This window comes from Bacillus sp. LQ01 (genome assembly GCF_057624735.1).
In genome coordinates, this window is sequence record NZ_JBYEZL010000001.1 from 426,123 (window position 1) to 448,681 (window position 22,559).

Below are 22,559 nucleotides of genomic sequence, written 5' to 3' on the forward strand. Positions count from 1 at the left end.
GATAATTTTATATATATAGAAGGGAATTAAAAAATATGTATTTGCAAATAGGATCGATTGAACAGGTAACTGTTTTACGCGAAACGGAAATCGGATATATGGTTGGGAATGAAGAAGAAGAAATTTTCCTACATAAAAACGAAGTGGCTGGAGAAATTGAAGAAGGCGATACGATTGATGTATTCTTATACCTTGATCACCAAAATCGTATTTCAGCAACAATGAAGGAACCGATTATTACAACTTATGATTGGAACTGGGTAAAGGTTGTAGAAGTTATTCCTAGTTTAGGTGTGTTTGTTGATATTGGTGTGTCAAAAGATATACTAATTCCAGCTGATGAGTTCCCGATTTATATGCCGGTATGGCCAGAAGTAGGCGACGAATTATATTGTACGTTAAAATTAACGAATCGTGATCGTTTAATTGCTCTTCCGGCAAGAGACAGTGATATGCAAGAAATTATCGTAGATGCAACGCCATCTATGCGTAATAAAAACGTAAACGGACGTGTATATCGTTCACTTCAAGTTGGTTCATTCATACTAACGGATGAGCATTTCCGTGCTTTCCTACACCATACAGAAAGAAAAGAACAAGTCCGCATCGGTCAGCGTGTAACGGGCCGTATTATTGACGTAAAAGATGACGGTACAATTAACATTTCACTTCTTCCTCGTAAAGAAGAAGGAATGGAAGATGATGCTGCAGTAATTTATGCATATATGGAAGAACGAGGCGGAGCAATGCCGTTTTGGGATAAGAGCCATCCAGAAGATATTAAAGAACGCTTTAACATGAGTAAAGCTGCATTTAAGCGCGCACTTGGTAAGTTGATGAAAGAAGAAAAGGTTTACCAAGAAGAAGGTTGGACGTACTTTAAGAAATAAGATGAAAGATTAAAAAGCACACCCTTATCTAAAAAGATAAGGGTGTGCTTTTTTTAATTTCCTTGCGGAGAAACAAGAGTAAATGTATCTTTCAAATCACTATCATTTATTTTAATATTTGCCTTTTTTAATTCCTCTTGTAACAATTTTTTGCTGAATACAGGATCAGCAGTACGTTCTTCCTCTAAGTTTTTGCGAATAGAGTTTTTTACCTCATCGTAAGGTTTTAAATCTTTTTTATCAGTTAATTTAATAACGTGATAACCGTTTGATGATTTTACGGGATTGCTAATTTGTCCAACATTTAGTTTGTAGGCAGCCGTTTCGAATTCAGGAGCCATTGTACCTGAATTGAAGTATCCAAGGTCTCCGCCTTTATCTTTTGATAGTAGATCTTGTGATTCTTGTTTTGCTAATTCTTCAAATGAAGCACCAGCATCTAGTTTACTCTTTATTTCTTTCGCTTCATTTTCGTCACTTACTAAAATGTGACTCGCTTTAATTTCTGGCTTATAGTGGTCTTTTACGTCTTTCTCTGTAATGCTTTTCTTAATCGCTTCATTCATAGCAAGTTTGAACTTAATTTGATTTTTAAAATCCTCTTCATCTTTTAAACCATTATTTTCTAATACTTTTTTGAATTGATCTCCATATTGTTTTTTTACCTTTTCTACTTCTTTATTTACCTCTTCATCAGATACTTTATATTTTTTTGTGATGACGTCTTGTGCCATCATTTCGTATAGCATGTCTTTTCCGTAACGATCTTTCAATTGTTTTTCGAAGTTATCCTTTGTAATGGTCGAGTCTGTTGCTGTAGCGACTGTAGCTGAGCCGTTTTTTTGTCCGCAAGCAGATAACATCAATATACTTATTAGTGCAGTAATAATGAAAATATGTTTCCCTCTCATGCCAACACCTCATCCGAATATGTTATCGCTATTGTAGAATATAGAAGTGAACATGAAGTGAATTTTTAATGTTTTTTTCCTTTAAAATGTAAAAAAGTACATCAACATAATTGTTGATGTACGATGGAATCAAAGGTGATCGGTCTTTTTAGAGTATGCACGTTTACCTTGCTGAATATTTTTTTGCTCTTGCTCATTTTTTTGTGTGCGTTTTGCGTTATTATCGCGTGCTTTTTTGTCGTTATCACTCGTATGTGGCATATGTATCAACTCCATTTCTAAACGTTGTACGTTTATCATTTCCTTTTTCGTAAAGACTATGTATAGCGGTGCATTTATGAAGGGTAAAGGTGGATTCGAAATGGATTTGAAGTTGAATTATACTGAACTTATAAAGAAGTTAATCGTTGTAATCATCGCAGGTTTATTAAACGCGATTGGGATGAATTTATTTTTAACACCAGCAAAAGTGTATGCGAGCGGCTTTGCTGGATTGTCTCAATTATTATCGCAAATATTAGGTGATTTTTTATCGATTCACATATCTACGGGAGTATTGTTTAGCTTATTTAATATTCCTGTCGTTATTTTAGCGTGGAAAAAGGTTGGAAAGGCCTTCACCTTTTTTAGTTTTCTTTGTGTTATATTTATGACTCTGTTTCTAGAAATCATCCCTGTTAGAGCGGTTTCGAATGATATCATATTAAATGCGATTTTTGGTGGGATTATTTCGGCAATTGGAGTAGGGATTGCTTTAAAGTGGGGTGCTTCTACAGGTGGATTAGATATTATCGCCATGATTTTATCAAAAATAAAAGATAAGCCTGTCGGTACATACTTTTTCTTTTTTAATGCAATTATCATTATTGCTGCTGGCTATGTATATGGATGGGAAAAAGCGTTGTATACGCTAGTGACTTTATATGTATCAACGAGAATTATTGATGCAATTCATACTCGTCATGTAAAGATTACAGCATTAATTGTTACGAAGAATGGGGCAGACGTAAGAAAGGCGATTCACTCGCGATTAGTAAGAGGGATTACAACGATACCAGCAACAGGTGCTTATACGAATGAAAATAAAGAAATGTTAATGATGGTTATTACCCGTTACGAGTTATACGAATTAGAGAGGATTATTAGACAAGTGGACCCAGGTGCATTTACAAATATACTGCAAACAGTTGGGGTGTTCGGATTGTTTCGGAAAGATTAAAGAGGACCAAAGTTGGTCCTCTTTTTTAATGTAAATTCGTAATGTTTTGCAATTGCTCTTGCATTTCACGGAGCTGAACTTTTTCAGCAGTTGAAGAGTTTGCGTAAGCGGATTGCAAAGCATTTTTTGCTCTATACACGAGATCTTGTTGCTCAGTACCGCTTGAACAAGATACGGCATTTTCAACAGCATCTCTAGCTTGTTGGAATAGTAAGTTCCCCATTTAAACCCCTCCAAAAGAAGAGTTACTTCTTGCTTTTTCTGCCTCAGCTAATGTACCTCTGTACGGGAATCTTGCATCATGCTTCATAACAGCATCGGCTCCTTGTTGGATAAAACGTTTTGATTTGTTCTTTTTACCCATTCGAAAAACCCCCTTTATTTAGCTGAAAACAATCGACGCAATGTCTCATGCGTCTACTTATAGTATGGACATTTGGCAGGAAACTATAAGTAGGGAATTTTTAGATTACAACCCAAGAACCTCTTCTAAATATAAAGCAATACCATCTTCTTCGTTCGTTAACGTCGTATGGTTTGCGAGTGATTTTAATTCAGGGATGGCATTTCCCATTGCGATGCCGTGACCAGCAAATTCAATCATTTCAAAATCATTATCTTCATCACCGAAAGCGATAATTCGCTCTTGTGGAATGTTGTAATGACTAGAAATTTTTTGTAATCCAACTGCTTTATTTAATCCGCTTTTCACAATTTCAATAATCGGCCAAGGTGCGCCCCATTTTCTATGGTCGATTACTTCCGCATGCATATCCGTTAAATGTTGACGAATTGCAGTAGAATGCTCGTCATGTGCGTCAATTAATAAGCAAGTTGGATGATCGTTTAAAATATTTAATAAGTCTCCCGTAAAAATCTTAGGAGAGCCGAATTCGAAAATATGTTTTTTATCTTCATCAATTTCACGAACATACACATCGTCCATTACTTCCGCGTATATATTTTTTACGCCAAAATCAAAGCAAGCTCGGACAATTTCTTGCGCTGTTGCTAGCTCAAGAGGAGAGTGATGTGTTCCCCAGTTTGAATCAAGAGGATGATGTACGTAAGCGCCGTTAAAGTTTACGATAGGTGTGTTAAGATCAAGTTCTTTATAGTAATCGTAACTAGCACGGAATGGACGTCCTGTTGAAATAACAACAATATGTCCCTGTTCCTTTGCTTTTGCAATTGTATGTTTCGTTCGAGTGGAAATTATTTTGTTGTCTGTTAATAAAGTGCCGTCTAAGTCTAATGCGATTAAATGTTGTTTGTTCATAATTTCACCTCTTATAATAATTTTTTTGTATCTATCTGTATTTCCGTTTTTAATATGCAGAAATAAGAGGTTAGGCTCGGTGAAATCACCATAGATGGAAATTTCACTATATATCCATCTTACGTCTCAAAGCGCTGTGGTGTCTACTATTTATCGTTGGAAATTAAGAAAAGTCAACATCTTTTTAGAAAGTTCAAACAATGTTTCTTTCATTATGTACAAATTGTGAAAAGGGTTACATTGCTCGTGTGATGAGGCATATAATGAACATGTAATCTTCTCGTATATGTTTGACTCTCCTTTGAAACTAGCCTAGAGTAGGTTGGTTTCTTTTTTTTCTACAAGTAGGAAAGAAATCCCTGCTTACGCTTGTGTCATTCATATATATGTACAAGAATGAGATGTAGTACTGTTTCCTAAACATGACAGAAAAGCTTTCTTTTAAAATGGATATACTAATGAGGCAAGACGTCATGGAAGGAGAATGAAGATGGGACAAAATCGCAGGTTTCGTTCTGGACAAAAAGCGCCGAATGATGGCATTTACGTAGAAATTGGTGAAACGGGAAGTATGGTGAAAGATCCGCAAATGGTGAAATTAACTGCCGGTGAAAAGTTTCCGGATAACACGAATCATAACCGCCAGTGGACATATAAAAGAAAACCGTAACAGAAGCCGCAATCATTATTGCGGCTTTTTTGTCGTTACACATTGTAATTTCATTTACCGTATTTTTAGCAGTATAATGAATGCTCTCTTTTTCTTTTTCAAATAATAAGTTTGAAAATACATAGGCAAAATTATTGTATAAAAAAGTCAGTTGGCGTATAATCAAATCAAAGGTCAAAGAAAGTCAAACTTTTGGAGGGCTGTAAAGATGGACTTAAATCAAATGACAACAAAAACACAAGAGGCGATTATGAGTGCCCAATCTTTAGCGGTATCTCATCATCACCAAGAGGTGGATACTGTTCATCTATTACTTGCATTATTAGAAGAGCAAGATGGATTAGCAGTACGTATATTTCAAAAAATGAATGTTGATATAGAAGCATTAAAGCAAGGTGCTGAAAGTTTAATTAAAAAGAAACCTTCTGTAACGGGGAGCGGTGCAGAAGTTGGAAAATTGTATGTAACGAGCGCTCTGCAACAACTGCTTGTAAGAGCAGGGAAAGAAGCAGAAAAACTGCAGGATGATTACATTTCAGTAGAACATGTGTTGCTTGCTTTTTCTGAAGAAAAAGGCGATATAAATCAATTATTTACAAGATTGCATATTACGAAAGATAACTTATTACAGTCTTTAATGACAGTTCGGGGGAATCAAAGAGTGACGAGTCAAAATCCAGAAGCAACTTATGAAGCGTTAGAAAAATATGGTCGTGATTTAGTGGCGGAAGTGAGAGCAGGGAAAATTGATCCTGTAATCGGCCGTGATAGTGAAATACGACGTGTAATTCGTATTCTTTCACGTAAAACGAAAAACAATCCTGTTTTAATTGGGGAGCCAGGTGTTGGTAAAACAGCAATCGTTGAAGGGCTAGCACAGCGTATCGTGAAAAAGGATGTACCTGAAGGATTGAAAGATAGAACGATTTTTGCGTTAGATATGAGTGCGCTCGTAGCAGGTGCGAAATTCCGTGGTGAGTTCGAAGAGCGTCTGCAAGCTGTATTAAATGAAATTAAAAAGAGTGAGGGCCGCATTTTATTATTCATTGATGAACTTCATACAATAGTTGGAGCTGGTAAAACAGAAGGTGCGATGGATGCAGGAAATATGTTAAAACCGATGCTTGCGCGTGGTGAACTGCATTGTATCGGGGCGACGACGCTCGATGAATATCGCAAATATATTGAAAAAGATCCAGCACTAGAAAGACGTTTCCAACAAGTATTAGCAGAAGAACCAACTGTTGAAGATACAATCTCAATTTTACGTGGATTAAAAGAACGCTTTGAAATTTATCACGGTGTAAATATTCATGACCGTGCGATTGTAGCGGCGTCAGTTTTATCAGATCGATATATTTCAGATCGCTTCTTACCTGATAAAGCAATTGACCTTGTTGACGAAGCATGTGCAACAATTCGTACAGAAATTGATTCTATGCCGACAGAATTAGATGAAGTAACGCGACGCATTATGCAGCTGGAAATTGAAGAAGCGGCTCTTGGAAAAGAAACGGATCGTGGTAGCCAAGAGCGTCTAAAAACATTGCAACGTGAATTATCGGATTTAAAAGAAGTTGCAAGTGGTATGAGAGCGAAATGGGAGAAAGAAAAAGAAGAAATTCACAAAGTTCGTGACTTACGTGAACATTTAGAACGTCTGCGTCGTGAATTAGAAGAAGCAGAAGGTAATTACGATTTAAATAAAGCAGCCGAACTTCGTCACGGGAAAATTCCAGCAATTGAAAAAGAGTTAAAAGAAGCGGAAGAAATGGGCGCGCATAATAAACAAGAAAATCGTTTATTACGTGAGGAAGTAAGTGAAGAAGAAATTGCAGATATTGTTTCACGCTGGACGGGTATTCCTGTTGCGAAACTCGTGGAAGGTGAACGCGAGAAATTATTACGCTTAGAGCAAATCTTATCAGAGCGTGTTATCGGACAAGAGGAAGCAGTAAGCTTAGTGTCAGACGCAGTTCTTCGTGCTCGCGCTGGTATTAAAGATCCAAACCGCCCGATTGGTTCTTTCATCTTCTTAGGACCAACAGGTGTTGGTAAAACAGAACTTGCAAAAACGCTAGCCCAGTCTTTATTCGATAGTGAAGAGCAAATGATTCGCATTGACATGTCTGAGTATATGGAGAAACACGCAGTGTCACGCTTAATTGGTGCACCTCCTGGATATGTAGGATATGAGGAAGGCGGTCAATTAACAGAAGCGGTAAGACGTAAACCATATTCCGTTGTTTTATTAGATGAAATTGAAAAAGCACATCCAGAAGTATTCAACATTTTATTACAAATGTTAGATGATGGACGCATTACAGATTCGCAAGGTCGTACAGTGGATTTTAAAAATACAGTTATTATTATGACTTCAAATATCGGATCTGCTCATTTACTAGATGGATTAGAAGAAGATGGTTCGATTAAAGAGGAATCAAGAGACCTTGTAATGGGGCAATTAAGAGGACATTTCCGCCCTGAATTTTTAAACCGTGTTGATGAAATTATTTTATTCAAACCTCTTACAACGAATGAAATTAAAAGCATTGTTGATAAAATTGTAAAAGAACTACAAGGTCGTCTAGCTGACCGTCACATTACAGTAGAATTAACAGATGCAGCAAAAGAATTTGTTGTGGAAGCTGGTTTCGACCCAATGTACGGAGCTCGTCCATTAAAACGATACGTACAGCGTCAAGTGGAAACGAAATTAGCACGAGAATTAATTGCAGGAACAATTACTGACAATAGTCACGTAGTTGTTGATGTAGAAAATAACGAATTAGTCGTTCATGTGAAATAAAAATAAAAAAGAGTTCGGATAAAATCCGGACTCTTTTTTTAGTGTTGTTCTACTGGCTCGTTTGGAATTGCAGCTGAAATTGCTAGTACTAACACAGCAAGAACAACTGAGAAAATAGACGCTTGGTTAAAGTCGTATGTACCGCCAGTCATAGAGCCGATTACATAGCTCATCATATGTACAAGTAAGAACGACCAAATTAATGCCCAAATGAAACGCATATTTTACACCTCTATTCGTTCAATCTGTCCTTATTGTAACACAATTGAAAAAAGAATATAGAAAAATATTTGTAGATTTTTCAACGCAAATTTGCATTCCGTTCATACATTATAAAAGAGTACTTTTATATGTTTAGAAAATAAGGCGGGGGAAAAATGAGTATTACGGAACGTTTTTTTTACTTAGAAAAAGAACCATGTGTCATTTATTTACCGGAGAAGCCAAATGGATTTTCTGTTATGCTCCTCGGTGATTATAACTACTTTATTGAGAATGGTACAAGTTTATGGACACAACATGCGGGTAAATCTTATTTTTTACATGGTCTTATTGAACAAGGCTACACGGTCTTTTCCTCTAATTTATACGGAAGACATTGGGGAAACGATCAATCTGTTCGTCTGGCAAAACGTTTATATGATGTTGTTTTGAGAAAAGAGACGTTAAATGCGAAAATGCACATTATGGCAGATGGTATGGGAGCGCTTGTAGCACTTGAAATGATGAACAAATATCCTGAATGTATTCGTTCTGTTGTTATGCTAAATCCGTGTTTAGATTTACCGGAATATGTAAGTTTTGAGAAAGAGCATAAATTTTTTTACAAGAGACTCGTGAAGGAATTAAGTTTGGCGTATGATGCCAAAGAAGAAGAATTAGAATCAAAAATAAATAAGAAATCATTTACGCTTCTTCCATCTTGTGTACCTGTTAAAATTTTCGTATCAACACAAGAAAAAAGAGGAAGAAAACAGCAGTTGCGTAGATATGAGAAAATGAGGCAACTAAATCAATGTGATACTTCTGTCTTGTTCCATCTGCAAGATGTGAAATATAAAATGGTTAGGCAAACGACTGATTTCTTTAAAAAATATGAAGAAGAATTATGAAGCTCCCATATACATAAATGAGGAGCTATTTGTTTCAGAGGGAAAGGGTTGGTGGTATGGAACGCGTGCTGATAATAGGTGCACTTACGTTTGTAGGTTATCACCTTGTAAATAAAATGATTGCAGAAGAAGTGGAAGTCTATGGTCTTGATTTTGATGAATTCGATAGTATGACCAAAATTAATGAAGAGAAGTTATTATTAATTGGGCGAAATGCGTTATTTACGTATTATTCGATAAGAGATGAAGATGGATGGAGATCGGTTGAGGAAGAGAGATTCGATACTGTTTATTTTTGCTTATATGAGCCAAATCAGCAAAGTGGATTTCGGAATGAAAGAGTCATATTACAATATTTAAAGCGAATTATAAGAATGTGTGAAGAACAAAAAGTGAAGTTAAATTTAATTTCTTCTATTGAAGTAGGCAGTACAGATGAATCCGAAAATAAGCGCCTATTTTTGAAAGTAGAAGAAGGATTGAAAAAAGGGAATTTACAATATAGTGTATTTCGAGTTCCAACATTATATGGACCGTGGCAACCGTCCTTTATGATGTTTCATCAGCTTATTTTATCAGAATTAGTTGAAAAAGAGTGGCGTTGTACGATTGAGGAAAAGGGGAATGATTTACTTTACGTTGAAGATGTATGTGAATACTTATGGGAACATGGAACGAACGAGGCGCATCTTGGTATATACAATTTACTTAGTGGTAAACAGTCATTATGGGAAAAAGGTATGAATCTTTTACGCGCGGATGATAAAGTAAATAAAAATAATAACGAAGTAAGAGATGAGGCTATCGAAGTAATTTCAATAAAAAGAAATACTCCGTTAGAATACGGTTTAAATAAGCAACTGGCACACATGAAAAAATATAAAGAGTTATACGAAGGGTAGTACGCGTGTTACACTATTGTATGTGAAAGTTTTAATGGAGAGGAAGAGTATAATATGAACGAAAAAAGCATGCAGTTTTTACAAATCGCAATGAAGCATTTACCGGAAGCAAAGGCAATTTTAGATGATAATGGAATTGCACTTGATATGGAGAAGGCACAGCCGGTGTTAGAGTTGTTAATGAAAGTTATGAACGAAGCTTACGAGCTTGGGAAAGCAGATAAAGAATAAAAAGCATCTTTTTAAGATGGAAGAGAGGCCCGAACCGTGGATAGAAGCGGTCAGGGCCTTTTTTATTCTCGCCTGGGGGAAAACCAGAGATATGAAGAGGATAAAGGAAAAGTAGTGAGGAGAACTGTCTAGTTTAGAAGGAAAGCAGATAAAGAATAAAAAGCATCTTTTTAAGGTGGAAGAGAGGCTCGAACCGTGGATAGAAGCGGTCAGGGCCTTTTTTATTCTCGCCTGGGGGAAAACCAGAGATATGAAGAGGATAAAGGAAAGGTAGTGAGGAGAACTCTCTAGTTTAGAAGAAAAGCAGATAAAGAATAAAAAACATCTTTTTAGATGGAAGAGAGGCTCGAACCGTGAACAGAAGGGTTTGAGTCTTTTTATATTTGAGAGGTATGTTTCTGTTTCTTTTAATGAAAAATAAAGTGGATAATGCGTTAGCTTTCTGTTTTATGCGAAATATATTCTAGACAAAAATACATTTATGTTTTAAAATTAGTACCAAGTCATAATAATTGATATAAAACGGAGGGCTGCGATGTGAACGTGGGCATTTTAGGGATCGGAAGATATGTGCCAGAAAAAGTAGTCACAAATCACGATTTAGAAAAAATAATGGATACATCCGATGAATGGATTCGTACGAGAACGGGAATTGCAGAAAGACGCATTGCCGATGATACAATAGATACTTCATATATGGCCGTAGAGGCTGCAAAAAAAGCACTTGAAGATGCAGGGGTTAGCGGAGAAGATATCGATCTTATTTTAGTGGCGACAGTAACACCAGATCGTGCGTTTCCAGCAGTAGCTTGTGTCATTCAAGAAGCGATTGGAGCGAAACATGCAGCTGCAATGGATGTAGGTGCAGCATGCGCTGGTTTTATGTACGGAATGATTACAGCGCAGCAATTTATTCAAACGGGGACTTATAAAAACGTATTAGTAGTTGGTAGTGATAAGCTATCTAAAATTGTAGACTGGAATGATCGAAATACAGCGGTATTATTTGGAGACGGAGCCGGTGCTATCGTAATGGGAGCAGTTTCAGAAGGAAGAGGCGTTCTATCTTTCGAATTAGGTGCAGACGGAAGCGGCGGTAAGCATCTATATCAAGACGAGTATGTTATGATGAATGGCAGAGAAGTCTTTAAATTTGCCGTTCGTCAACTTGGTGAATCTTGTCTTCGCGTGCTGGATAAGGCTGGTCTTACAAAAGAGGATGTGGATTTCTTAGTACCGCATCAAGCGAATATTCGTATTATGGAATCTGCAAGAGAGAGATTAAATTTACCACAAGAAAAAATGAGTATGACAATTGAAAAGTTTGGTAATACATCAGCTTCTTCAATTCCAATTGCAATGGTAGAGGAATTGCAAAATGGACGTATTCAAGATGGTGATTTAATTATACTTGTTGGTTTTGGCGGCGGATTAACATGGGGAGCAGTCGCTCTTCGTTGGGGTAAATAAGGACTGAGAGAAAAAAAGGAGTGTATTTTGTATGGAAAAAAAGAGGGTCGTAATTACAGGACTAGGAGCTGTTACACCGGTCGGAACAGATGTTGAAACAGCATGGGAAAACATTAAAAAGGGTGTATCTGGAATCGGACGACTTACAAGAATTGATCCGGAACTATTTCCAGCAAAAGTAGCAGCGGAAATTAACGACTTTGAAGTCGAGAAATATATTGATAAAAAAGAAGCGCGCCGTATGGACCGCTTTACACAATATGCAGTAGCAGCAGCGAAAATGGCAGTTGCAGATGCAAAGCTTGAAATTACAGAAGAAAACGGACCTCGAATTGGTGTATGGATTGGATCAGGTATTGGCGGTATGGAAACATACGAACAACAATTTAAGATTTTTACTGAGAAAGGCCCACGCCGCGTGAGCCCATTCTTCGTACCGATGATGATTCCGGATATGGCAGCAGGTCAAGTATCAATCGCAACAGGAGCAAAAGGAATTAACACTTGTTCTGTAACGGCTTGTGCATCTGGTGCAAACTCAATTGGTGATGCATTTAAAGCAATTCAGCGTGGTGATGCTGATGCAATGATTACAGGCGGAGCAGAAGCACCGCTAACAAGTATGGCATTCGCAGGATTTAGCTCAGCGAAAGCATTAACATTTAATGAAGACCCAGCAACGGCTTGCCGTCCATTTGATAAAAACCGTAGCGGTTTTGTAATGGGTGAAGGCTCAGGTATTCTAATTCTTGAAGAATTAGAGCACGCATTAGCGCGTGGTGCTCACATTTACGCGGAAATTGCTGGTTATGGTGCAACTGGAGATGCGTTCCATATTACAATGCCTGCTCCTGGTGGTGAAGGCGGAGTGCGTGCAATGCGTCAAGCTTTAGCTGATGCAGGCCTACAGCCAGAAGATATTGATTACATTAATGCGCATGGTACAAGTACGGATGCGAATGAAAAATATGAAACGATGGCAATTAAAGAAACTTTCGGTGAGCACGCGTATAAAGTAGCGATTAGCTCAACGAAATCAATGACAGGTCACTTATTAGGAGCAGCTGGTGCTGTTGAAGCGATTTTCTCTATTAAATCAATTACAGACGGAGTAATTCCGCCAACAATTAACTATGAGACACCAGATCCAGAATGTGACTTAGATTACGTACCGAATCAAGCGAGACACCAAGAAGTAAACGCGGTGTTAAGTAACTCATTAGGATTTGGTGGTCATAACGCAGTGTTAGTATTTAAATCGTATAAATAATAGATGAAATAAGGAGTTTTTTCGCAATATATTGCGAAAAAACTCCTTATTTATTTTTACGCCTTTTTCTCCTGTAGCATATACATAAGAAAAAGGAGGGATAAAGATGGGGATTGTTGAAACAGCTGAATGGCTACATTTATATTATGGGCGGCCAGAAAAACTTTGTGAGAAATTTACGAAGTATATTCCGTTGCCAAAAGAAAGGTTGTATCGCTTTTTAATTTCAAAAGGGATGTATCGCCCGATCATGCGCGGAGAAAAGGAAATTAAAGAATTAGAGGAAAAGGAAATTTGGAAAGAATTGAGCCTGGAGTATGATAAACTGAAAAACTGGTTAAAAGGTCCAGATGTCCCTGTCTTTATTTTATTATCAGATTCCTATAATCGAACTGTACAAGAAGAGTATAACGGTAGGGCTGGATTATCTATGCGTCATGTTATTTTCTTATTCGTATGTGGACGGAATTCGGTAGAAGAATTAAAAGTGTTATTAGCGCATGAATATCATCACATATGCAGGTTACATCAAATTGAGACGAAAGAAACAGAATATACATTACTTGATACGATGATTATGGAAGGGCTAGCTGAACAAGCAGTAACAGAAAGGTATACAGAAAAAAACAATGCACCGTGGACGGCGTATCTTTCAAAGGAAGAGGCTATTTATTATTGGAAAAATATTGTACATGAAAGAATAAGTATAAAACGAGGAACAAGGGAACATGACATCTTATTAAATGGCTTTCACTCTTATCCGAAGATGCTTGGCTATGCGCTTGGATTTCATATTGTCAAAGATTGTGTAACTTTGGAAGGAGAAGATACACTTTCTTTATTATCTATAGATGCAAAAGAAATATTGAATAAAGCAAGTACATTTCATATATAAAAAAACAGGAGTTCTATTTCCTGTTTTTTTAGTATTAATAGAAGAAAAAATAATAATTAGAATATATTTCCTCAAGTGGAATAAAGTTAAGCGAAAATGAACATAATGATTGGTACAAACAGTAGTGAAGTGAGGGGTAGTGAATGTTATATCTACATGATGTATGGGTAAATTGGTTTGAAGGTGAAGAAAATGGGTATAACGTTTGTCATTTTTACGAATGGCGGAAAGATGATACGATTGAGCTATTAGATCAAGTGCCATTATTAAAAGTAGATGCCACATTATATCATTACATCGAGAACGAATTGTTAGAGCTTCCGCAAAAAATGCTGGAAGACGTACATCATAAGGCTTATATTCGTAAAAATCATGAACGTTTGCAGCAAGAGTATTGCTTTGTTGTTACAGATGGAAAAGGAATTATTGCGATTGACACAATTGGTTACAATGTACCAATTCGCAAAAGCAGACTTATACCACGCCAAGAGCAGATGGTATATGAGATGGTAGAAAACGTACAAGCAGAAAAGTATGAGTTCCAAGTAGAAGAAACAGAAAAAGAACATCACATTTTATCACCATCGCCTTTCATTATGAATGGCTTGACTCGTAAAGAAAGACAGCTAAAACAATTATTATTTATGGCGTTAGATCAATTACATACAACGAAAAATACAGCAGAAATTCGCTATTGGTTCACAGAGTGGGATCCATCAGCATATGGAATGGTTCAACATATGGAATTTGAAGATATTTGGGTTAAGCTGTATGATGAAGCGAAAACAGGCTGGTCTGATAAGCATGAACAATTATGCGAGCGTCTCGTAAAAGGACAGCCATTTTTTGAAAAGTTATGGGAAATGGAAAATGAGCAAAAGGTAAATTAAAAAACCGCCAATTGGCGGTTTTTTAATTTTGTAGTAATCCAGCTCCGGCGGCAAGAATGTTCGGTGGCTTCGCGCCTTCCTGCGAGGCAAAAAGCGCCTCTACGTCAGGAGCTCCATCCCCCTCACATTCTGAACGAGCCGCTTCCACCTTATATGTTACCTACGTTTTCTGCTTAGTCCCATTGCGTTTTCTACTTTGCGTAGTTGTTTGAATGCAACGCGGTTTGCTTTTTCTGCACCTTTGTCTAGAATTTCGTCTAGTTCTGGTGAGTTGATTAGTTCGTTATATTTGTCTTGGATTGGACGAATTGCTTCTACGACTACTTGCGCTAGGTCGCCTTTGAAGTCGCCGTATCCTTTTCCTTCGTACATTGCTTCAATTTCTTCAACTGTTTTTCCAGAGAATGAAGAGTAGATTGTTAATAAGTTAGAGATACCAGGTTTGTTTTCTTTATCAAATTTCACAATACCTTCAGAGTCAGTAACAGCACTCTTAATTTTCTTTTCAATTGTTTTTGGTTCATCAAGCATACTGATCATTGATTTTGGATTCGGATCAGATTTACTCATTTTCTTCGTAGGTTCTGTTAATGACATAACGCGAGCGCCTACTTTTGGAATACGAATTTCAGGAATTGTGAACACTTCACGGAAGCGTTTGTTGAAACGCTCTGCTAGGTCGCGTGTTAATTCCATATGTTGCTTTTGGTCATCACCAACTGGTACGATTTCAGTGTTGTAAAGTAAAATATCAGCAGCCATTAATGGTGGATACGTAAGTAATCCAGCTGGAACTGAATCTCTACCCGAAGCTTTATCTTTATATTGCGTCATACGTTCTAATTCTCCAACGTAAGCAACAGATTGCATGATCCATCCTAATTGAGCGTGTGCTGGTACTTCTGATTGTACAAATAAAGTAGCTTTTTCAGGATCGATGCCGCATGCTACATAAAGTGCAGCAAGACTGCGGATGTTTTTACGAAGTCCGACGGGATCTTGAGGTACTGTAATCGCATGTTGGTTTACAATACAGAAATAACAGTCGTGTTCATTTTGAAGCTCTGTAAACTGCTTCATTGCGCCTAAATAGTTTCCAAGTGTAATCGTTCCACTTGGCTGAATACCAGAAAAGATAACTGACATAAGTAATTCCTCCTAAAATTGAATGCGTGATGGGGGGGAGAGAAGGCAAACAAAAAAGCCCATTCATCCCAAAAACTATAGGGACGAATGGACCGCGGTACCACCCTAATTATTTCACTACTGTGAAATCTCTCTAATCCATAATAACGTTAGGATATAACGCCAAAGCCTACTACTTTCGGTTCGGTTTGGTGCTCAAAAGCCCATTCCATACTGTACAATTACTTGTTCACACCAACCACAAGCTCTCTGAAATTGCCTCAATATGTACTCTTCTTTATCATCGCATACATATAAATTTATTTATTGTTACTTGAGCTCTTTTAATATGAAAGAACTAAAGTTTTATAACAAAATGTTTTGCTGATTATTATATCATATGGGATAGTGTTTGCAAACTACATCAAAATAGTAAAGCTAATAAGGGTCGAGAACAACCCAAGGAAGATACCTGTAATACAAATTGGATATGTCCATTTGAATGAATATGTTTTATAAATACGTTCTTTCTTATCTGTAGGTTCCTCGACTTCTTCAATTAAAGAGTCAATCTTTTTGTTCGTACCAAATACTCTTTGGAATGCGTAAATGGTTACATTGAAAAAACCATTTTGAAATATGTATAAAAAACCGCCGATAAGAATAAAAAACAGTGCAATATAAAACAAAATGTTGACAAAGTTCAACAAAAATTGAGATGAAATGAGGAATGCACCAATACTAGAAGCAATCATCGCTATAAAAATTAGTATACAAGTATGAAAAAAAACTTTATTCAAAATATTCCCCTCCGTCAAAATATTACTAGAATTATTATACTATAAAAGCTATAATAAGTACTAGGATTAATTTTTTGAAAATTATACACAATTAAAGGTCTGATTTTAAGATGATGGTAGCAATGTTAATGTATCCCTTTACGAAAAATTAAAAATATAAATATTTTATTAAAAATTTTAACAAAAAAACAAAAAACTATATTCACAATTGTTATATTATATGTATAATGAAAATTGTAGAAACTTGGAGATTATTCTTTCAATTCTACTTTTTAACAAGTGAGGGTACAGGAAGTGCAATTAGGGGAGGCAACACAACATGAAGAAAAAGATACCGTTATTACTTGCATCAACTTTAACTGCAAGTATGTTGCTTAGCGCGTGTAGCTACCAAAAAGATGACGCAAAAGCAAAAGGGAAAGAGAACGCTACGAGTAGTAGTAACGGAAAACAGATTCTTAATTTAACAGAGTTATCTGAAATTCCGTCAATGGATGCATCATTAGCATCTGATTCTTCATCTTCTACAGCATTAAATAATACGATGGAAGGTTTATATCGTATTGGCAAAGATCAAAAGAGAATGCCTGGAGTTGCAGAAGATGTCGAAAAGCTAGATGATGGGAAGAAATACATATTTAAATTAAGAAAAGATGCGAAATGGTCGAATGGGGAACCTGTAACAGCTAAAGACTTTGTGTATTCATGGAAAAGAGCAGTAAATCCAGATACAAAAGCAACGTATTCATACATTATGTTCGATATTAAAAATGCAGAGAAAATTCATAAAAAAGAATTACCTGCTGACCAATTAGGTGTAAAAGCGATTGATGATTATACATTAGAAGTAGAATTAGACAATCCCGTTCCTTACTTTATCGATTTAACAGTTTATCCAGTATTTTACCCACTAAATGAAAACTTTGTAAAAGCACAAGGTGATAAATTTGGTTTAGAGGCAAATACAACATTATATAACGGTCCATTCGTTATGAGTGATTGGAAACATGAACAAAGTTTCCAATTCAAGAAGAATCCTTCATATTGGGATAATAAAACGGTTAAAATCGAAGAAATCAACTTTAATATTGTAAAAAATACAGCAACTGATGTAAATTTATATGAGACAAACGCGATTGATCGAGCGGCTTTAACGTCTGAATTTGTTGATAAGTTTAGAAAAAGCCCAGAATTCCAAACAAGAAAAGAAGCAGGAGTTGCTTACTTAAGATTTAATCAAAGTAATCAATACTTAAGTAATAAAAACTTAAGAAAAGCAATTTCAATGTCCTTTGACCGTGATAACATTGCAAAAGTTATTTTAAATAACGGCGCAATTGGAGCTTACGGATTTGTTGGAAAAGATTTCGCTGAAGGTCCAAATAAAAAAGATTTCCGAGCTGAAAATGGAAAGCTAGTTGAAACAAATCCAAAAGAAGCAAAAAAGCTTTGGGAAACAGCGAAGAAAGAGCTTGGAACTGATAAAATCGAACTAGAATTCTTAAACTTTGATAATGAAGATGCTAAAAAAGTTGGGGAATTCTTAAAAGGTGAGATGGAAAAGAACTTACCAGGTTTATCAATTAAAATTAAACAGCAACCATTCGCACAAAAAAATAAATTAGAAGATTCTCAGCAATATGATATTGCGTTTGGTATTTGGGGACCAGATTTCCCAGATCCAATCTCATATTTAGATATGTTTGTTACGAATGGTTCTCAAAATAAAACAGGGTATTCTAATCAGAAATATGATGAGTTAATCCTAAAAGCTAAAACAGATACAAAAGATTTACAAGCTCGCTGGGACAACCTTCTAGAAGTAGAGAAGATGTTAATTAAAGAGGATGCAGTTATCACTCCAATCTTCCAAAAAGGTTCAGCGTATGTAGTAAAAGGTGCCGTAAAAGATATTATCCCAATTAACTATGGTGGTAAATTAACTTACAAATGGGCATCTGTTGAACAAAAATAATCTTTTTTTTCCATCGTTTACAAGGGTATATGCCTATGATGGGCATATGCTCTTATTTTAAAAAAATAAAAGTAAGAATATTTTAAACTATCTTATTGCTTTTGAGAAAAACGGGGAGGTGCTTGACTATGGGACGTTATGTATTAAAACGTTTCGTGTACATGGCTTTGACATTATTTTTAATTACTACAATGACTTTCTTTTTGATGAAATTACTTCCGGGTTCTCCGCTTAAAAACCAGGAGAAGCTATCACCGGCACAAAAAGAAATCATTCTTGAAAAATACGGATTGAATGATCCGGTACCAGTTCAATATGCACGTTACTTAGGTAACTTAGCAAAAGGTGATTTAGGGGTATCATTCCAATATGATAACCGCCCAGTAACAGACATGATTGTGGATCGTATTGGACCATCAGCCCAATTAGGTTTACAAGCGATTATATTAGGAACATTTATCGGTTTAATTTTAGGTATTGTTGCCGCACTTCGTAATAATACGTGGGTAGATTATAGTGCAACAGTTATTTCGGTACTCGGAATGTCGGTACCATCATTCGTATTCGCCGCATTACTGCAATATTTCGTAGGGGTAAAACTAGGCTGGTTCCCAGTAGCATTCTGGAAAGGACCAGAGTTTACTGTAATGCCTACAATTGCATTATCGATGGGAGTTATCGCGACAATCGCACGTTTCTCTCGTGCAGAATTAATTGAAGTTATGCAAGCCGATTACATTTTAACAGCGAAAGCGAAAGGAATTAGCCAAGGCGTTATCATTGTCAAACATGCACTTCGTAACGCGTTAATTCCAGTTGTAACAATTTTAGGACCAATGGTTGCGGCATTAATTACAGGAACACTTGTTATCGAGCAAATTTATGCTGTACCAGGACTTGGGGAACAATTCGTTAAATCGATTACTTTAAATGACTATACAGTTATTATGGGAACTACGATTTTCTATAGTGCGATCTTCATTTTAGTTATTTTCATTGTCGATATTTTATACGGAATTATTGATCCTCGTATTCGTTTAGCGGGAGGGAAAAAATGATGAAAGATGTACAAAAATTATCTCCAGATTTATTTCAACAAGCCAATCAAAATAATGTTGATAATGAAGTCATTGCCCGTCCAAGCTTAACGTTTTGGCAAGATGTAAGAAGACGTTTATTCCAACATAAAGGTGCGATGCTTGGCCTTGTATTGTTAGTTATCATTGCGCTATTAGCGATTTTTGGACCGATGGTAAGTAAACACTCGTATAAAGAGCAAGATTTAGGTCGTGCGAAATTACCACCAAAAATTCCAGTTATTGAAAATGTTCATTGGTTACCATTTGACGGTACAGATCAATATGGTGTTGACCAATATGAAAAACGTGATATTAAAGAGTACTTCTGGTTTGGTACAGATGACCTTGGCCGTGACTTATGGACAAGAACATGGGAAGGTACACGCGTATCATTATATATCGCTCTTTTAGCGGCAGCAATTGACTTAGTAATTGGGGTTGCATACGGAGGTATTTCAGCATTCTACGGCGGTAGAGTAGATAACATTATGCAACGTATTATGGAGATTATTAACGGTATTCCATACTTAATCATCGTTATTTTAATGGTAATCATTATGGGATCTGGTATTTGGTCAATTACACTTGCGATGGCGATTACAGGTTGGATAGGGATGTCGCGTATTGTTCGTGGACAAATCTTAAAGTTAAAAAACCAAGAATATGTATTAGCATCTCGTACATTAGGTGCAACAAATACACAATTAATTGTGAAACATTTAATTCCAAACGTAATGGGACCTATTATCGTAATGACAATGTTTACAATTCCATCAGCGGTGTTTGGTGAAGCGTTCTTAAGTTTCATCGGTTTAGGAATTCAGCCACCATTTGCGTCACTAGGTTCTCTTGTAAATGATGGTTATAAATCTATTCAAACGTATCCGCATATGATGTTCATCCCTGCGGTTGTCATCAGTATATTAATTTTAGCGTTTAACTTAATGGCAGACGGATTACGCGACGCGTTAGATCCAAAAATGCGTAAGTAAAAGAGGGGAGAGGCAAAGATGAAAACATTGTTAGAGGTAAAAGATTTACAAGTCTCCTTTGATACACATGCAGGTGAAGTACAAGCTGTACGCGGCGTTACTTTTGATTTGAAAAAAGGAGAAACATTGGCGATTGTAGGAGAATCTGGTTCAGGGAAATCAGTTACTTCTAAAGCGTTAATGGGATTAATTCCGAATCCTCCTGGACGCATTAAAAATGGTGAAATCGTATTTGAAGGTCGTGACTTAACAAAATTAACAGAAAAAGAAATGCAGCAAGTACGCGGTAAAGATATTGCGATGATTTTCCAAGATCCAATGACATCATTAAACCCAACGATGACAATTGGAAATCAAATTATGGAAGGTCTAATTAAACACCAAGGGATGAGTAAAGCAGATGCACGTAAAGTTGCTTTAGAGTTAATTGACCTTGTAGGTATTCCAAATCCAGAAGCTCGTTTAAAACAATATCCTCACCAATTCTCAGGTGGTATGAGACAGCGTGTAGTTATTGCGATGGCGTTAGCTTGTAACCCGAAGTTATTAATTGCCGATGAGCCGACAACAGCGCTAGACGTTACGATTCAGGCGCAAATTTTAGAACTTATGAAAGACATTCAGCAAAAAACAGAAGCAGCAATCATTTTCATTACGCATGACTTAGGTGTAGTAGCAAACGTTGCGGACCGAGTGGCAGTTATGTACGCTGGTAAAGTTGTTGAAATTGGAACTGTAGATGAAATTTTCTACAATCCGAAACATCCATATACTTGGGGTTTAATCGCATCTATGCCAAGTTTAGATGGTTCAGAAGAAGAGTTATATGCAATCCCTGGAACGCCTCCAGATTTATTGAAGCCGCCAAAGGGAGATGCTTTTGCACCACGTAACCCACAGGCACTGAAAATTGATTTTGAAATGGACCCACCTTTATTTAAAGTAAGTGATACGCACTATGCGGCAACTTGGTTACTTCACGAGCAAGCTCCAGAAGTAAAACCGCCGGCAGTCGTTGAAAAACGCATTCTTCAAATGAAAGCAGGTGAACAACATGACTAAACAACGTGAGAAATTAATTGAAGTAAAAAATGTAAAGCAGCACTTCGACGTGAGTGGTGGTGTTGTCAAAGCGGTTAATGATATTTCATTTGATATTTACCGCGGAGAAACATTTGGTCTTGTAGGAGAATCAGGTTGTGGTAAATCGACAACTGGAAGAACGATTATTCGTTTATATGATGCAACTGCTGGTGAAGTGTTATTCGATGGTGAAAATGTACATGGTAAAAAATCACGCGCAGAGCTGAAGAAATTCAACCGTAAAATGCAAATGATTTTCCAAGATCCATATGCATCATTAAACCCTCGTATGACAGTAGGGGATATTATTGCAGAAGGTATCGATATTCACGGACTAGCGAAAAGTAAAAAAGAGCGCATGGACCGTGTTCATGAACTATTAAACACAGTTGGTTTAAATAAAGAGCACGCAAACCGTTTCCCACACGAATTCTCAGGTGGACAACGTCAGCGTATCGGTATCGCTCGAGCGCTTGCTGTAGACCCAGAATTTATCATTGCCGATGAGCCGATCTCAGCACTTGACGTATCGATTCAGGCGCAAGTTGTAAACTTACTGAAAAAGCTACAAAAAGAAAAAGGTTTAACATACTTATTCATCGCCCATGATTTATCAATGGTAAAATACATTAGTGACCGTATTGGTGTAATGTATCGTGGCCAAATCGTTGAGTTAACAACAAGTGATGAATTATATGCGAATCCAATTCATCCATATACGAAATCACTATTATCAGCGATTCCACTTCCAGATCCAGATTATGAGCGCAATCGTAAACGTATCGTATATGATCCATCACAGCATAATTATGGTAGTGAAGCACCAACAATGCGTGAAATTCGCCCAGGACATTTCGTACTATGTTCGGAAGCGGAGTACAAGAAATATAAAGAGATTTATCAATAAGAAAAAGAGCCATTCTTCTGTTATGGAAGGATGGCTCTTTTTCTACTATA

24 protein-coding genes and 1 other annotated feature are annotated in these 22,559 nt (G+C 36.7%); of the genes, 16 read left to right on the forward strand and 8 right to left on the reverse strand.

All coding sequences use genetic code 11. The features are described 5' to 3' along the window. Positions 1–35: 35 nt before the first annotated feature. Positions 36–890, forward strand: coding sequence for a CvfB family protein (locus AC22L0_RS02320; RefSeq protein ID WP_000281260.1), 855 nt, complete (start codon positions 36–38; stop codon positions 888–890). Between the two features lie 53 nt (positions 891–943). Here the strand turns inward: AC22L0_RS02320 and prsA are convergent, their stop codons facing one another. Together prsA and AC22L0_RS02330 are read right to left on the reverse strand one after the other, a co-directional pair. Continuing rightward, positions 944–1,801, reverse strand: a complete 858-nt coding sequence (gene prsA / locus AC22L0_RS02325) for a peptidylprolyl isomerase PrsA (protein WP_001214216.1) — start codon at positions 1,799–1,801, stop codon at positions 944–946. 129 nt (positions 1,802–1,930) lie between these two features. Beyond that, complete coding sequence (locus tag AC22L0_RS02330) at positions 1,931–2,062, reverse strand: DUF3941 domain-containing protein (RefSeq protein WP_001120851.1); 132 nt, start codon at positions 2,060–2,062, stop codon at positions 1,931–1,933. A gap of 100 nt (positions 2,063–2,162) precedes the next feature. Here AC22L0_RS02330 and AC22L0_RS02335 point away from each other — a divergent pair, with 100 nt between their 5' ends. Then, positions 2,163–3,020 carry a YitT family protein gene (locus AC22L0_RS02335; RefSeq protein ID WP_000364432.1) on the forward strand — a complete coding sequence of 286 codons (858 nt, stop codon included), beginning with the start codon at positions 2,163–2,165 and terminating at the stop codon, positions 3,018–3,020. Positions 3,021–3,045: 25 nt separating this feature from the next. Here AC22L0_RS02335 and AC22L0_RS02340 read toward each other — a convergent pair whose 3' ends face one another. The 3 genes from AC22L0_RS02340 to AC22L0_RS02350 all read right to left on the reverse strand — a co-directional run bounded on the left by AC22L0_RS02340 (position 3,046) and on the right by AC22L0_RS02350 (position 4,299). After that, entirely contained in the window at positions 3,046–3,243 is a 198-nt protein-coding gene (locus AC22L0_RS02340) for a DUF3813 domain-containing protein (protein ID WP_000527407.1), read from the reverse strand. After that, positions 3,244–3,384 carry a hypothetical protein gene (locus AC22L0_RS02345; RefSeq protein WP_000516816.1) on the reverse strand — a complete coding sequence of 47 codons (141 nt, stop codon included), beginning with the start codon at positions 3,382–3,384 and terminating at the stop codon, positions 3,244–3,246. It abuts the gene before it with no gap. A gap of 105 nt (positions 3,385–3,489) precedes the next feature. Next, positions 3,490–4,299, reverse strand: coding sequence for a Cof-type HAD-IIB family hydrolase (locus AC22L0_RS02350; protein WP_001041232.1), 810 nt, complete (start codon positions 4,297–4,299; stop codon positions 3,490–3,492). Positions 4,300–4,789: 490 nt separating this feature from the next. Between AC22L0_RS02350 and AC22L0_RS02355 the strand changes: the two genes are divergently transcribed. Next, a complete protein-coding gene (locus AC22L0_RS02355; protein WP_000531421.1) occupies positions 4,790–4,969 on the forward strand; it encodes a YjzC family protein in 180 nt (59 codons plus the stop codon). A 208-nt stretch (positions 4,970–5,177) separates the two neighbouring features. Then, complete coding sequence (gene clpB, locus AC22L0_RS02360) at positions 5,178–7,778, forward strand: ATP-dependent chaperone ClpB (RefSeq protein ID WP_000365404.1); 2,601 nt, start codon at positions 5,178–5,180, stop codon at positions 7,776–7,778. A 38-nt stretch (positions 7,779–7,816) separates the two neighbouring features. On the opposite strand, the gene AC22L0_RS02365 is transcribed toward clpB, so the two are convergent. Beyond that, positions 7,817–7,999 (reverse strand): YjzD family protein, encoded by a 183-nt coding sequence (locus tag AC22L0_RS02365; RefSeq protein WP_001211116.1) that lies wholly within the window; start codon positions 7,997–7,999, stop codon positions 7,817–7,819. 156 nt (positions 8,000–8,155) lie between these two features. On the opposite strand from AC22L0_RS02365, the gene AC22L0_RS02370 reads away from it, so the two are divergent. From AC22L0_RS02370 to AC22L0_RS02400, 7 genes are all read left to right on the forward strand, one after another. Next, positions 8,156–8,890 carry a lipase family protein gene (locus AC22L0_RS02370; protein ID WP_000028691.1) on the forward strand — a complete coding sequence of 245 codons (735 nt, stop codon included), beginning with the start codon at positions 8,156–8,158 and terminating at the stop codon, positions 8,888–8,890. A gap of 29 nt (positions 8,891–8,919) precedes the next feature. After that, on the forward strand, positions 8,920–9,792 hold the full coding sequence (locus tag AC22L0_RS02375; RefSeq protein ID WP_487272126.1) for an NAD-dependent epimerase/dehydratase family protein: 873 nt from the start codon (positions 8,920–8,922) through the stop codon (positions 9,790–9,792). Positions 9,793–9,846: 54 nt separating this feature from the next. Further along, complete coding sequence (locus AC22L0_RS02380) at positions 9,847–10,023, forward strand: ComZ family protein (protein ID WP_001986215.1); 177 nt, start codon at positions 9,847–9,849, stop codon at positions 10,021–10,023. Positions 10,024–10,560: 537 nt separating this feature from the next. Further along, positions 10,561–11,493 carry a beta-ketoacyl-ACP synthase III gene (gene fabH / locus AC22L0_RS02385; protein ID WP_001100533.1) on the forward strand — a complete coding sequence of 311 codons (933 nt, stop codon included), beginning with the start codon at positions 10,561–10,563 and terminating at the stop codon, positions 11,491–11,493. A 31-nt stretch (positions 11,494–11,524) separates the two neighbouring features. Then, positions 11,525–12,763, forward strand: a complete 1,239-nt coding sequence (gene fabF / locus AC22L0_RS02390; protein WP_487272127.1) for a beta-ketoacyl-ACP synthase II — start codon at positions 11,525–11,527, stop codon at positions 12,761–12,763. Positions 12,764–12,869: 106 nt separating this feature from the next. After that, positions 12,870–13,658 (forward strand): DUF2268 domain-containing putative Zn-dependent protease, encoded by a 789-nt coding sequence (locus AC22L0_RS02395; RefSeq protein WP_000513275.1) that lies wholly within the window; start codon positions 12,870–12,872, stop codon positions 13,656–13,658. 143 nt (positions 13,659–13,801) lie between these two features. After that, a complete protein-coding gene (locus AC22L0_RS02400; protein ID WP_000966128.1) occupies positions 13,802–14,548 on the forward strand; it encodes a YjbA family protein in 747 nt (248 codons plus the stop codon). A 156-nt stretch (positions 14,549–14,704) separates the two neighbouring features. Here the strand turns inward: AC22L0_RS02400 and trpS are convergent, their stop codons facing one another. Together trpS and AC22L0_RS02410 are read right to left on the reverse strand one after the other, a co-directional pair. Beyond that, positions 14,705–15,694, reverse strand: a complete 990-nt coding sequence (gene trpS / locus AC22L0_RS02405; protein ID WP_000110985.1) for a tryptophan--tRNA ligase — start codon at positions 15,692–15,694, stop codon at positions 14,705–14,707. 76 nt (positions 15,695–15,770) lie between these two features. After that, positions 15,771–15,987, reverse strand: a binding site (T-box leader). A gap of 105 nt (positions 15,988–16,092) precedes the next feature. After that, on the reverse strand, positions 16,093–16,473 hold the full coding sequence (locus AC22L0_RS02410; protein WP_001044997.1) for a DUF3899 domain-containing protein: 381 nt from the start codon (positions 16,471–16,473) through the stop codon (positions 16,093–16,095). 319 nt (positions 16,474–16,792) lie between these two features. Between AC22L0_RS02410 and AC22L0_RS02415 the strand changes: the two genes are divergently transcribed. From AC22L0_RS02415 to AC22L0_RS02435, 5 genes are all read left to right on the forward strand, one after another. Further along, positions 16,793–18,448: a peptide ABC transporter substrate-binding protein gene (locus AC22L0_RS02415; protein ID WP_000727217.1), complete on the forward strand. Its 1,656-nt coding sequence runs from the start codon at positions 16,793–16,795 to the stop codon at positions 18,446–18,448. A gap of 128 nt (positions 18,449–18,576) precedes the next feature. Continuing rightward, positions 18,577–19,506 carry an oligopeptide ABC transporter permease gene (gene opp3b / locus AC22L0_RS02420; protein WP_000534172.1) on the forward strand — a complete coding sequence of 310 codons (930 nt, stop codon included), beginning with the start codon at positions 18,577–18,579 and terminating at the stop codon, positions 19,504–19,506. Continuing rightward, positions 19,503–20,519, forward strand: a complete 1,017-nt coding sequence (gene opp3C / locus AC22L0_RS02425) for an oligopeptide ABC transporter permease (RefSeq protein ID WP_000974106.1) — start codon at positions 19,503–19,505, stop codon at positions 20,517–20,519. The genes opp3b and opp3C overlap by 4 nt, the downstream gene beginning before the upstream one ends. 18 nt (positions 20,520–20,537) lie before the next feature. Beyond that, positions 20,538–21,581 carry an ABC transporter ATP-binding protein gene (locus AC22L0_RS02430; RefSeq protein WP_000854346.1) on the forward strand — a complete coding sequence of 348 codons (1,044 nt, stop codon included), beginning with the start codon at positions 20,538–20,540 and terminating at the stop codon, positions 21,579–21,581. Further along, complete coding sequence (locus AC22L0_RS02435) at positions 21,574–22,509, forward strand: ABC transporter ATP-binding protein (RefSeq protein WP_000166348.1); 936 nt, start codon at positions 21,574–21,576, stop codon at positions 22,507–22,509. The genes AC22L0_RS02430 and AC22L0_RS02435 overlap by 8 nt, the downstream gene beginning before the upstream one ends. Positions 22,510–22,559 lie beyond the last annotated feature (50 nt).